Annotated in this window: 10 protein-coding genes and 1 pseudogene; 9 read left to right on the forward strand and 2 right to left on the reverse strand. The window is 42.3% G+C overall.

What is annotated here, in order from left to right; all coding sequences use genetic code 11:
* Positions 1–2 precede the first annotated feature (2 nt).
* The 6 genes and pseudogenes from AC1TO8_RS11790 to AC1TO8_RS11815 all read left to right on the forward strand — a co-directional run.
* Positions 3–1,286 (forward strand): MBL fold metallo-hydrolase, encoded by a 1,284-nt coding sequence (locus tag AC1TO8_RS11790; RefSeq protein ID WP_482055807.1) that lies wholly within the window; start codon positions 3–5, stop codon positions 1,284–1,286.
* A gap of 186 nt (positions 1,287–1,472) precedes the next feature.
* Complete coding sequence (locus AC1TO8_RS11795; protein ID WP_482055808.1) at positions 1,473–2,957, forward strand: protein adenylyltransferase SelO; 1,485 nt, start codon at positions 1,473–1,475, stop codon at positions 2,955–2,957.
* Between the two features lie 215 nt (positions 2,958–3,172).
* Entirely contained in the window at positions 3,173–3,886 is a 714-nt protein-coding gene (locus tag AC1TO8_RS11800) for an ABC transporter ATP-binding protein (RefSeq protein ID WP_482055809.1), read from the forward strand.
* Positions 3,879–5,477, forward strand: a complete 1,599-nt coding sequence (locus AC1TO8_RS11805; protein WP_482055810.1) for an ABC transporter permease — start codon at positions 3,879–3,881, stop codon at positions 5,475–5,477. Before AC1TO8_RS11800 ends, AC1TO8_RS11805 begins: the two co-directional genes overlap by 8 nt.
* Before the next feature lie 103 nt (positions 5,478–5,580).
* Complete coding sequence (locus tag AC1TO8_RS11810; RefSeq protein WP_482055811.1) at positions 5,581–5,865, forward strand: alpha/beta-type small acid-soluble spore protein; 285 nt, start codon at positions 5,581–5,583, stop codon at positions 5,863–5,865.
* Between the two features lie 111 nt (positions 5,866–5,976).
* Positions 5,977–6,123: pseudogene (locus AC1TO8_RS11815) on the forward strand (CAP domain-containing protein); the annotation flags it as partial.
* A gap of 33 nt (positions 6,124–6,156) precedes the next feature.
* Here AC1TO8_RS11815 and AC1TO8_RS11820 read toward each other — a convergent pair.
* Entirely contained in the window at positions 6,157–7,071 is a 915-nt protein-coding gene (locus AC1TO8_RS11820) for a phosphatidate cytidylyltransferase (RefSeq protein ID WP_482055812.1), read from the reverse strand.
* Between the two features lie 97 nt (positions 7,072–7,168).
* Here AC1TO8_RS11820 and AC1TO8_RS11825 point away from each other — a divergent pair, with 97 nt between their 5' ends.
* Together AC1TO8_RS11825 and AC1TO8_RS11830 are read left to right on the forward strand one after the other, a co-directional pair.
* Positions 7,169–7,717, forward strand: a complete 549-nt coding sequence (locus tag AC1TO8_RS11825) for a hypothetical protein (protein ID WP_482055813.1) — start codon at positions 7,169–7,171, stop codon at positions 7,715–7,717.
* A gap of 89 nt (positions 7,718–7,806) precedes the next feature.
* Positions 7,807–8,916 carry a PsbP-related protein gene (locus AC1TO8_RS11830; RefSeq protein WP_482055814.1) on the forward strand — a complete coding sequence of 370 codons (1,110 nt, stop codon included), beginning with the start codon at positions 7,807–7,809 and terminating at the stop codon, positions 8,914–8,916.
* Between the two features lie 118 nt (positions 8,917–9,034).
* Here the strand turns inward: AC1TO8_RS11830 and AC1TO8_RS11835 are convergent, their stop codons facing one another.
* Positions 9,035–10,225, reverse strand: a complete 1,191-nt coding sequence (locus AC1TO8_RS11835; protein ID WP_482055815.1) for a coenzyme F420-0:L-glutamate ligase — start codon at positions 10,223–10,225, stop codon at positions 9,035–9,037.
* Positions 10,226–10,382: 157 nt separating this feature from the next.
* Here AC1TO8_RS11835 and AC1TO8_RS11840 point away from each other — a divergent pair, with 157 nt between their 5' ends.
* Positions 10,383–11,267, forward strand: a complete 885-nt coding sequence (locus tag AC1TO8_RS11840; RefSeq protein ID WP_482055816.1) for a LysR family transcriptional regulator — start codon at positions 10,383–10,385, stop codon at positions 11,265–11,267.
* Positions 11,268–11,326 lie beyond the last annotated feature (59 nt).

The following is an 11,326-nucleotide window of genomic DNA, read 5'->3' on the forward strand; positions in this document are numbered from 1 at the left end:
CTATGACTCATTTAACCGTTTGGGGAGGGGCCGGAGAACACGGCCGCTCCTGTTATTTATTACAGCATGAAGATCAAGTCATACTACTGGATTGCGGCGGAAAAAAGGAACGTGGCGGACAGTATCCACTCATAGGTGAAGAAGTTCTACCTCGCCTTAAGGCAGTGTTTCTATCCCATGCTCATGAGGATCATTCGATGGCTATCCCGTTATTATATAAGCATGGATTTAAGGGGCAGGTATGGACAACGCGTACGACTGCACAACAGCTCCCAGTGTATTTTGAAGCATGGGGGCGTTACGCCCGATCTCAGTCTATCGATCTGCCTTATAATGATCGACATATTGCAGCTATTGATTATGTGTTCCTAGAGGATCAATGTGTTTCGGGTCATTGGGTCAAGGTATTCCCTGGATTACGGATGAAATGGGGCCGTAGCGGGCATCTTCCTGGATCGGTGTGGTTTGTACTGGATTGGGCTGGCAAGCTGGTTTACTTTTCGGGGGATTACACGGAAGAGTCCGGCCTACTTGCTGCTGATCGACCTGTGCTTTTGCCAGGACAGCAAGCCCATGCAGATTTGGCAATTATAGATGCAGCTTATGGTGCTGACCCAGATTCTCAGGCGATCGGGCTAGAGGAGCTTGAAAGAGTAACCCAAGAGAAATTGCAGCAGAACGGCACTGTGCTCTATCCTGTGCCGACCTATGGTAGGGGTCAGGAATTACTCGTGTGGGCGAGCGAGACCTTTCCTGAAGCGGATCTTATTGTGGAGCGAGTGCTTATGGAGAAGCTTTTCCAACTTGCTGAGATGCCAGATTGGCTACATGACAATGCGCTTGCACGTATTGAGACGCTGCTTGCCTGCGACAGACTGAACATTGTAGGTGATAAAGAGGCACGCAAGCAGGCGCTTTCCCGAACGAAAGGGGCGATTATCTTTACCGATGACGGTATGATGCAATCTGAAACCGCGCAATGGTACTATAAGCGGCTATCCTGCTCGACGAATAATGCTGTTATTCTGACAGGTCATCTGGCTGCTGGCTCGCATGGTGAGTTGCTATTGAGGACTATTAGCACCGGCGCGCAGGTACATCATGTCCGGTATAAGGTCCATCAAGGCTTGCCGGATGTCCGCAACATGCTGGAGTGGGTTCCGAGCAAAGCCACAGTTCTTGCACATGCCTCCAAGACGCGCACGGATCGTTTGCTCCATGTGCTACGGCATGAAGGTCATGATACGCTTCATTCGCTCTGTCCTGGGGAGATGCTGACTTTTTAAAAATAGAATAAGGCTATAGCGAGTGCGTGTCGATTCTCAATCGGTGCGCACTGTTTTAGTTCATCTTTTGTATAGTAGGGTATAATAAATGGGAAGAAGTAGACCCTAAAAGGGCTTCTTTCTATATGTAAATATGAGATTAGATAAATACATAGCATTCAAAAAAGCGAAAAGAAGGTGATGGCAATGACAAAGTGGAATGAAAGATCAGAAGCGGGTTGGAACTTTGAACATAGTTATGCTCGTCTGCCACAATTATTCAGTAGCCGTATTAACCTAACGCCTGTAAGTTTGCCACAGCTTGTTATTCTCAATGAGAAGTTGGCAACATCTTTAGGGTTAAGCATTGAGGCACTACAAAGTGAAGAAGGCGTAGCAGTACTTGCTGGCAACAGAATCCCTGAAGATGCTGATCCCCTTGCTCAAGCTTATGCAGGTCACCAATTTGGGAATTTCACGATGTTAGGGGATGGCCGGGCTGTGTTACTTGGTGAGCATATGACTTCCCAAGGTGAACGGTTGGATATACAACTAAAGGGTTCAGGTCGAACACCATACTCCCGCGGTGGGGATGGTCGAGCCTCACTTGGGCCGATGCTGCGCGAATATATCATTAGTGAAGCGATGCATGGTCTTGGAATTCCTACTACTCGTAGCTTAGCTGTGGTAACGACGGGTGAAGCGGTCATCCGCGAGAATGATTTGCCAGGCGCCATTATGACTCGCGTAGCTGCCAGTCATTTGCGCGTAGGTACGTTTGAATATGCTTCACAGTGGGGAAATGTTGAAGATCTTCGGGTTCTTGCGGAGTATACATTACAACGGCATTTTCCAGATGTCGGCAGGATTGAAGAGGCTGAGAGCCGTTATCTTCGTTTATTTCAGGAGATCATCAAGCGTCAGGCGATGCTGATTGCGAAGTGGCAATTGGTTGGCTTTATTCATGGGGTAATGAATACCGATAATATGGCTCTTAGTGGAGAAACGATTGATTATGGCCCGTGTGCATTTATGGATACGTACGATCCTGCCACGGTGTTTAGTTCCATTGATAGGCAAGGACGCTATGCTTATGGGAATCAGCCGAATATAGGTAGTTGGAATCTTGCACGCTTTGCCGAAGCTATATTGCCATTACTTCATGACAATCAATCTGAAGCAGTCGAACTGGCTCAGGGTGCGCTATCAGAATATACTACGCTATATTATGATACTTGGATTGCAGGAATGAGAGCGAAGCTAGGCATATTTAATGAAGAGTTAGAGGATGAAGCGCTCATCAAAGATCTCCTCAGTATGATGGATACGTATCATGCGGACTATACGAATACATTTGTTGCTCTGACCTTTAATAAGGTAGAGGATATAGATCTGTCTAGTGCGCCAGAATTTACGGGGTGGCATGTGTTGTGGCAGGAGAGACTGGACAGACAGCCGGAATCGAAAGACGCAGCACATGAGTTGATGCGAAACAGCAACCCTGCCATCATTCCTCGAAATCATCGGGTAGAAGAAGCGTTAGAAGCGGCAGTGGAAGATGGAGATTACAGTGTCATGGGGAAACTACTAGAGGCTCTTTCTAATCCCTATGCACATTCGCCAGAACAGGCGGTTTACGCTACTTTACCTGCGGAGTCAACTCGTCCTTACCGAACCTATTGTGGGACATGATAGTGAAATAGGTAATAGCCACTAACTGAAATTAAGTTAAATAATTATCAAAAAGTATGATGAAGAAGCGACCATTACTCGGTGTTCTAACGGAGTGAGGTCGCTTTGTCTTTTTAAATGATGGATATGGTAAGTGAACGATCTGCGTAGGATATACGTATTATAGATAGCGTTATTTAAGAGTTATACATAGACGAATGGAGAGGTGGAGGAGAATGCTTACAATTAGACATTTTTCCAAGAGTTATAAGGGTGGTAAAAAGGCAGTAAACGATTTGAATCTAGTAGTCGAGCGCGGTGATATTTATGGATTTATCGGACATAATGGTGCAGGGAAGACAACGACTATCCGAGCAGTGGTTGGTGTCCTTGATTTCGAAGAGGGGGATATTGAAATTGACGGCATCTCAATTAAGAAGGACCCTGTAGCTTGCAAAGCGAATATCGCTTACATTCCTGATAACCCAGATCTGTATGATCATCTTACGGGCATACAGTACTTGAACTTTATTGGCGATCTTTTCAAAGTATCCTTAGCAGATCGGGAGTCACTTATTCAACAGTACGGTGATGCCTTTCAGATTACAGCGAATTTGGGTGATATGATCTCATCTTATTCTCATGGTATGAAGCAGAAGCTTGCCATCATCTCTGCACTTATTCATAAACCGAAGCTGTTAGTACTAGATGAGCCCTTTGTTGGACTTGATCCGAAGGCTGCCCACACATTAAAGACAATCATGGCCGATCTGTGCAACAGTGGGAGTGCCATTTTCTTCTCAACGCATGTGTTGGATGTGGCGGAGAAGATCTGCAATAAGATTGCGATTATCAAAGCGGGTCAGTTGGTTACCCATGGCAAGACGGGGGACGTTAAAGGTGATCATAGTCTTGAAGATGTATTCTTGGAGCTGATAGCCAATGATTAATATATGGAGATTAACGAAGATACAGTTGCTATCTTCATTCGGTGTGAATAAAGCGTTGCATACGAGTGATGTTAAGGAAAAACGCAAATTGATTGTATTGACCATCGGCATTTTGATAGGTATTGTGATGGTGGGAGTAGTTTCGTTTGGATATAGCTATGCAATGGCATTAACCTTCGAACAATTGGGTAGGATGGATCTGTTGCTTGCTATTATGATGGCTGTCACGTCTGTGATTGGATTCTTCACAACGATCTATAAGGCTAGCAGTGTATTGTTTAGCTATAAGGACTACGACCTACTTATGTCACTGCCCATCCGGACAAGTGATGTTATAGCCAGCCGTGTTCTTCAGCTTTATGTACTGAATCTATTTTTTGTTCTGATAGTGATGTTACCAGCAGGAGCAGTTTATGCTATAAAGGTAAATCCCGGGGCATTATACTATCTATTTTTTCTCATGACACTTTTCTTTATTCCGTTACTACCCATCATTGCTGCAACGGTTATTGGCTCACTCATTAGCTGGATTGCATCCCGTTTCAGAGCTAGTCGAATGATTAGTCTCGTATTGACCTTCGCAGTAATTATTGTATTTATACTTGGTTCATTTCGGATGAATGGTGACGAGCAAATACTTGCTGATATGGGCCGGGAGCTGGCAGATATGATATTTATGCTCTATCCTCTTGCGGGCATGTATGTAGATGCCGTGTGTTCGTATCAACTTGGTTCACTTTTTCAATTTATTGTAATATCACTACTTGCCTTTATGTTATTCTCTACTGTGCTCAGTACAAGATATAAAGCTATTCATACTGGCTTAACGACCTCGCATGCAAGTAGTAAATATACGATGCAGCCTTTGGGGGTATCCTCGCCATTTCGTGCATTGTATAAGAAGGAGCTGCGCCGCTATATTAGTTCTTCCGTATATGTGTTGAATACAGCGATGGGCATGATTCTATTACTTGTAATGTCAATTTCATTATTATTTACTAGTCCGGAAAAGTTGGGAGAACTTATAGATATCCCACAATTGTCTAATTATTTGAGTACATTGGCTCCACTGGTCGTTTCTTTGTTTGTCGTTCTGAGTTGTACAACGTCGAGTTCCATTTCTCTTGAAGGTAATCATCTGTGGATTGTAACAAGCTCACCTGTACCCAAACATACTATCCTGCTTAGCAAAGTTGCTGTGAATCTTACCGTTACCATACCCGCCCTAGTTATTAGTTCTGTGATGTTAATGGTATCGCTTGGCACGGGATGGATGGAAAGTTTACTGCTACTTATAATTCCACTGATATATGCCTTGTATTCCGCATTGATGGGCGTGATTGTTAACTTGAAGCTTCCAAAGCTAGAGTGGACAAGTGAAGTTACGGTCATTAAGCAGAGTGCGGCAGTCCTTGTATCTATGCTTCTTGGGTTCATTAGTCTAGTGATTCCACTAGGTATATTCCTTTTTCTATCTCCTGTAAATGGAAATCTTATTTTGTTAGGTATAGGGATAGCGATGCTAGTGCTATGTGGTGTTATGTATAGATATCTTCGGATCCATGGGGAGCAGTTGTTTCAGATGCTCTAAGAGCTAGTAAAAGCATTCTAAATATGATGCTGCCACACTCCAATCGGGATCAAACCATATGCCTCTGGGTATGTTAGAGGAAACGAGATCGAAGGAGTGCATCATGATGGCCAGAGGAAAAAGAAGATATGTGGTACCAGGGGTTGAACAGGGGATGCAGACTTTCAAAGCAAATGTAATGAAGCAAGAGGGATATGCTGTTGATCCGAATCGACCGGACGACGTGAAATACGAAGTGGCTAAGGAGCTTGGTGTACCCTTGCAGCCAGGTGACAATGGCGGTCTGACTTCAGAATCGGTAGGCCATGTTGGAGGCAAAATTGGTGGTGCCATGGTTCGGGAAATGGTTCGTCTTGCTCAAGAGCAACTAGCGAAGAGTAGTGAATAGTAGAATCATAGACTAGCATACAAGCGTTATGACTCTCCCAACAATATATATAGTCAGTAAATATATTGTAGGAGGCCAGCAATATGAGAAAAAGAATTTCATCGAGCAGGGGTTATGAGAGGTTGGATGAATAGTCCAGGCCATCGAGCCAATATTTTGAATCCCAATTTTACAGACATTGGTGTTGGTTATGTGGCAGGAACAGCAACGAGTCGATATCAACATTATTGTACACAACTGTTTATTCAAAGACCTTAACAAACAAGGACACCTAAATTAGGTGTCCTTTCGCTACATAAAATCGAAATAATAACGAATCAAGTGGAAAAAGACCGGCGAGGTGTAGGCTAAGCTATCGATCCGGCTTAAGTAGCTTTTCTTCAGAGCATCAAACTTATCGTCATCGGCGATTAACAAATCCCGTTTTAGCACGGAAACGGTTAAGCTACCGAAGAATCCGCTCAAGCTGATCAGCATGCCGGATACGAGCCCAAAGGTGGGGGTAAGCGGAGTCAGATAGGGGTATATCAGGTACGACACGACTGTCGTTACGACAAAAGCGCATGCGAACCCTTCCCAGGTTAAGTGTGGATTGGCCGTCGGGACGACTTTTCGCTTGCCGAAATAAACTGATGCTAGATGATGTATTACATCATTAAGCTGCGTCAATACGACTAGAAACAGCACGAGCCCTGCTCCATACTGCGGTGTCGCAAATTGGAAATAGGCCAAGTGGCTAAGTCCGAAAACCATTAGCATAAGTCCCCATTGGGTCGAACTGACGCTGCGGAGGAAGCCGACCGTTCCTTTATTTATTATTCGTGGGAGCGGCAGGAACAAGAATACATAGAGCGGAATAAAGACGATAAACATGCCGTACCACTTGATATAAATCCAATAGAACTGTACGGGAATCGCTAGGTACGCCCACAGAAAGAGTCGGCGGTCGGCTTTTCTCGTTTTGATCATAGAGAAGTATTCTTTCAGTGCGAAGAAGGTAAGTGCCATAAGGGAGAGCAGTGAAACGATCGGATTAAACAGGGTGGCTAGGCAAAAGATGAAGAACATACCCCACCAGGTTTTGAAGCGGACGCCAATGGCCGCATAATCTTTGTCAGGCTGCATTCTCTTTATTACCACATAAATCAAATGGAAGACAAGTAAAGCTGTAAAAATAAGAGCTAACGTAAATAGCGAACTGTCCACTGCCAATCACCAACTTATCACGAGATATGAACCCTTAAAAGGGATCATATGTTATTATGAAGGAAACGTATACAAATGATAAGGGGAAATTTTGTAAATGGAAGCTGATCGATCAGTCTTTATTTTGCTTACGAATACCGGCACTCTTTTTACAAGAGTCATTCAAACCTACACGAAGGCTCCATATAATCACGCTTCGATCTCCTTTAATCGTGAACTTTCGGAGTTGTACAGCTTTGGAAGGAAGCACCCGAATAATCCCCTGAATGGAGGATTCGTGAAGGAAGATATTCAGACGGGCACGTACAGCAGGTATCCGAATACGACGTGCGTGATCTATGAGCTTCAAGTTACCGAGCGTGAGATTGAGAAGATGAAACGGGTATTGCAAGTCTTTATCCAAAAGCACCAAAAGTATCTCTATAACATTCTAGGTGTCATTGGCATCGCATTGAAGGAACCCGTCGAGTTCAGTAACTCCTATTTTTGTTCGCAATTCGTCGCGGAAATTCTGGAGCGGTCTGGCATTAAAATATGGAATAAGCTACCCGCGCTCGTGACTCCAGATGACTTTCGGAAAAGTGACCGGCTGCATTTGATCTATGAAGGGAAATTAAGCGAGTATGAGCAACTGAAACTAAACTAGTTCATCCTGTTTCAAGAGACAGTCTATTGGGTAAAGGTAAATATTACCTTACAATAACTAATGTTCAACAGGAAGAGGAGAAAATGATTATGATTAACAAACGATTGAAGTGGATGGTACTCACGGCCATCTTAGTAACTGGAGTTCTAGCGGGGTGCGCCGAAAAAGAAGAGGAAGCATCTACTACACCAGTCAGTCCAGAGTCCCAACAAACTGTCGACACAACGAAAGATAGCCCAACACCAGAATTTAAAGGGACGGCCATTAAAAGTGCAAATGAAGATATCCAACTAACCTTTCCGGAGGGTTGGAAGGAAGATAAGGAATTGAACGATTCTGTTATCATCTTGGCCTCTAATGAGTCGAAGGAGAAATATATTATGGTTATTGCGAACCAGAAAACGGATTTCTCTGAAGATATGAGTTTGGATGATTTTGTGAATACATTCAAAGAAAATACTAAAATTAGCGTGAACGATATGGAAATAGTGAGTACAGAAGATACAGAAATCGCAGGTGCCTCAGCAAAATTAATTGAATTTACGGGTGAGGTTCAAACGTTTAAGGTTCATTACTTGGCGGCAATGATAGAAAAAGGAAATCGCTTTTACCAAATCATTAGCTGGTCATCAGAGAGCAAGTATTCAAGCGACAAGGACGAATTTTTAAAGATTATACAGTCATTTCAGGTTCTGAAGGAAGATGACAGCATAAGCCTGTCCCCCATAATTCAATCGGACCAAGGCGAAACTTCAGAATTCAATAGCGAGGATGGTATGTTGACTATCGCCCTTCCTGCTAGTTGGGTTGAACAATCGAATCTGATGCCAGATGCGAATATACAGGCTGCCAAAATAGATACGGAAGATTATGTGGGCGTCATATCGGAGGAAAAGGAACTATTCGGTGATGGAGCAGTATTGGAAGATTATCATAAACTGATAGTGGATCAAATGAACGGTTCAATGGAAGACCTGAAGATTACTGATCCGGTCAAGACGCAAGTAGGCGGAAGGGATGCTCTGCAATTCGAGATTTCCGGCGAAGTCAATAAGGTCAAGATCGCATATTTGATTACGGTTGTTGATCATCCAACTCACTTTACGCAGGTCATCTTATGGACGCTTAAACAGTACTTTGGCGATAAAAAACCAGTGTATCAAGATATAACTAATACACTCATTTTTAATGAAAAGTAACTAGTCACTTGGGGAGGCGGACGTCCCGTTGCTAGTGCATATCGGTTTCGATATAACATAATACAAACTAGCCCCTTCTCTATGAGAAGGGGCTAGTTTGCGTGAGAACAAATGAATGTTAGTTCGTATAGTTATCGAAATAACCTTGGATGAAGACAATAGGTGTACCTTTATCTCCGCTACCTGAAGTTAGATCGGATAGGGAACCGATGAGGTCAGTAAGTTTTCTAGGTGTCGTACCTTGTGTTTCCATCGATCCGACAAGATCAGCATCTTTATTGTTAATGAATTGCGAGATCGCCTGTTTAAGCTCTTCGCCTCGTAAATCAGCGAAGTTATTATCCGCAAGATATTTCAACTTTACTTCATTAGGAGTACCATCGAGCCCAGCTGTGTAAGCTGGTGATACAACGGGATCAGCGAGCTCCCATATTTTACCTACTGGGTCTTTGAAAGCTCCGTCTCCATAGATCATCACTTCAACATCTTTGCCCGTTTTTTCTTTGAGCATTTGTTGTATTGTATCAACAACAGGTTGGCAATGACGTGGGAATAATTTAACTTCGTCTTCTGTTGATTTATTGGAACCTAGCAGACCATAATTCTCATTATATCCACTGCCGTCAATAGATTCTGACAATATGTTATCGAGGCTGTACACTTTCTCAGCGCCATTAGCTAGCAATATTTTCTTCGTTCTGAATCTCGTGTGTATATCACAAGTAAGAACATTCTTAGTGTAATCTAGAATGGTTCTTGGATTATTGGAGAATATCACTTCACATTCAACACCATATTCTTCAACTAAAGATTTATAATAATCAATATAATCAACACCTGTAAACGTATGTTTACCGTATCCGAAATAATCGCGGAATTGCTTCTCTGTTAGAACATCTGTCCAAGGATTAACTCCTTTTTCATCGAGCATATCTAAATCGACTAGGTGATTGCCCACTTCATCGGATGGATAGCTGAGCATCAAGACAATTTTCTTAGCCCCTTTGGCAATACCACGCAGACAGATGGCGAAACGATTACGACTTAGAATTGGGAAAATGACTCCAATCGTATCTTCACCAAACTTTGAACTAACATCTTTCGCAATATGATCAATCGTAGCATAGTTACCTTGAGCACGAGCAACGATGGATTCTGTTATAGTCACGATATCTTTATCTTGAATGGTAAATCCTTCAACTTCCGAAGCGTGTAACACACTAGCTACAACGATTTCTTCGATATTGTCTCCTCGATTTATGATGGGGCAACGGAGACCTCTAACAACTGTTCCAACGACTCTTTCCAATATAATCGCTCCTTATATTTCCGCTGAAACGGATGCGTCTTTGAAAAAGGACGATTTAACCGTTTCTACTTGAGTATGTACCTTACTTGTAATATACATGAATTCAATGGTATAAGTAAAATGAATATATTGAATGATAGGTATAAGGGGTGCTTATGTGGTTAGCAAATTAGATTTGTATAAAGTATTCTGCAAGGTAGGAAAAAGCGAAAGTTTCTCTCAGGCAGCAAGAGATCTTTACATGACACAACCTGCCGTTAGTCAAGCGATTATGCAATTAGAAAGAGAATTAGATACACGTCTTTTTAATAGAACACCTAAAGGGGTATCTTTAACAAATGAAGGCAGTCTTTTATTCGAATATGCTAACTCGGCTATTAATTTAATTGATGTTGGAGAAGAAAAGATTTTGGAGTTTAAAAATTTAACGACAGGTGAATTAAAGATCGGTGTGGGTGATACGATTTCAAGGTATTATTTACTCCCCTACTTAGAAGCCTTTCATAATAGATATCCCAACATCAAGTTTAAGATCGTTAATGGCACAACATTAGAGATCTGTTCTATATTGAAATCGGGTGAAGTTGATATTGGGATTTGTAATTTTCCGCTGGATGATCCTACATTAGAATTACGATCATGTATTGATATTCACGATATATTTGTGTGTGGGGAGAAATATAAGTCGATATTATCTAAAGCATTAAGCTTGGATGAAATAGTGAAACTGCCGTTAATATTACTTGAACCGAAATCCAATTCAAGAAAATATGTCGAGGATTATATGAGCTCTAAGGGTGTAAGGATTTCACCAGAATTTGAATTAGGTTCACATGATTTGTTGCTAGAGTTCGCCAAAATCAATTTAGGAATTGCCTGTGTGACAAAGGAGTTCTCCCAAGAGTATCTAAATAAAGGATTATTATATGAAGTGCAACTTAATGAAGAAATACCGAAGAGAAGTATAGGTGTATGTTTCTTGAAAAGTGTACCGTTATCACCTGCATCCACCAAGTTTGTTGAGATTATAGGGAATAAATAGGTATATGTCGAACAGTTTTTGCAGAGTATCCTCTATAATCCGTATAGGAGTTAGGTAAT

Source organism: Paenibacillus sp. Y859 (assembly GCF_056786405.1).

Excerpts from the sequence above, each read along its gene's own strand:
- AC1TO8_RS11830 (WP_482055814.1), top strand. The coding sequence starts at position 7,807 with ATGATTAACAAACGATTGAAGTGGATGGTACTCACGGCCATCTTAGTA.
- AC1TO8_RS11800 (WP_482055809.1), top strand. The coding sequence starts at position 3,173 with ATGCTTACAATTAGACATTTTTCCAAGAGTTATAAGGGTGGTAAAAAG.
- AC1TO8_RS11825 (WP_482055813.1), top strand. The coding sequence starts at position 7,169 with ATGGAAGCTGATCGATCAGTCTTTATTTTGCTTACGAATACCGGCACT.
- AC1TO8_RS11805 (WP_482055810.1), top strand. The coding sequence starts at position 3,879 with ATGATTAATATATGGAGATTAACGAAGATACAGTTGCTATCTTCATTC.
- AC1TO8_RS11795 (WP_482055808.1), top strand. The coding sequence starts at position 1,473 with ATGACAAAGTGGAATGAAAGATCAGAAGCGGGTTGGAACTTTGAACAT.
- AC1TO8_RS11810 (WP_482055811.1), top strand. The coding sequence starts at position 5,581 with ATGATGGCCAGAGGAAAAAGAAGATATGTGGTACCAGGGGTTGAACAG.
- AC1TO8_RS11790 (WP_482055807.1), top strand. The coding sequence starts at position 3 with ATGACTCATTTAACCGTTTGGGGAGGGGCCGGAGAACACGGCCGCTCC.